The organism is Streptomyces sp. NPDC012935, assembly GCF_042900345.1.
Lineage (GTDB): Bacteria > Actinomycetota > Actinomycetes > Streptomycetales > Streptomycetaceae > Streptomyces.
Genome location: NZ_JBIBBC010000072.1, coordinates 1 through 912, shown reverse-complemented (window position 1 = coordinate 912; position 912 = coordinate 1). Strand labels below are relative to the sequence as shown.

Here is a 912-nt window from a genome sequence, read left to right as displayed (position 1 = left end):
CTCGTAGGCGCGCAGGGCACCGCGCGCGCCGGGCAGGTGGAGGGTCACAGGGTGATCTCCGGTACGTCGAGGCGGCGGCCCTCGGCTGAGGACCTCAGCGCCAGTTCGGCGAGCTGGACGCCGCGGGCTCCGGCGAGCAGGTCCCAGCGGTAGGGGGCGTCGGCGTAGACGTGCTTGAGGAACAGCTCCCACTGGGCCTTGAAGCCGTTGTCGAACTCCTCGTTGTCGGGGACCTCCTGCCACTGGTCGCGGAAGGAGTACGCGGCCGGGACGTCCGGGTTCCAGACCGGCCTCGGGGTGGTGCCGCGGTGCTGGACGCGGCAGCGGCGCAGTCCGGCGACGGCCGAGCCCTCGGTGCCGTCGACCTGGAACTCGACGAGTTCGTCCCGGTTGACGCGCACGGTCCAGCTGGAGTTGATCTGGGCGACGACGCCGCCCTCGAGTTCGAAGATGCCGTAGGCAGCGTCGTCGGCGGTGGCGTCGTACGGCTTGCCGTTCTCGTCCCAGCGCTGCGGGACGTGGGTGGTGGCGAGGGCCTGGACGCTCGTGACCCGGCCGAACAGCTCGTGCAGCACGTACTCCCAGTGCGGGAACATGTCGACGACGATGCCGCCGCCGTCCTCGGCGCGGTAGTTCCAGGACGGGCGCTGGGCCTCCTGCCAGTCGCCCTCGAAGACCCAGTAGCCGAACTCGCCGCGCACGGACAGGATCCGGCCGAGGAAGCCGCCGTCGATGAGGCGCTTGAGCTTGCGCAGGCCCGGCAGGAAGAGCTTGTCCTGGACGACGCCGTGCCGGACGCCGGCGGCGGTCGCGAGCCGGGCGAGTTCCAGGGCGCCCGCCGGCCCGGTGGCCGTCGGCTTCTCGGTGTAGACGTGCTTGCCCGCGGTGATCGCCGTGCGCAGGGCCTCCTCG

The 912-nt window shown here is 71.9% G+C and carries 1 protein-coding gene; it reads right to left on the bottom strand.

The window, feature by feature from the left end; all coding sequences use genetic code 11:
* Window positions 1-44: 44 nt before the first annotated feature.
* The coding region (locus ACFY5C_RS41520; protein ID WP_389455276.1) for a Gfo/Idh/MocA family protein at window positions 45-912 on the bottom strand (868 nt) is incomplete at its 5' end.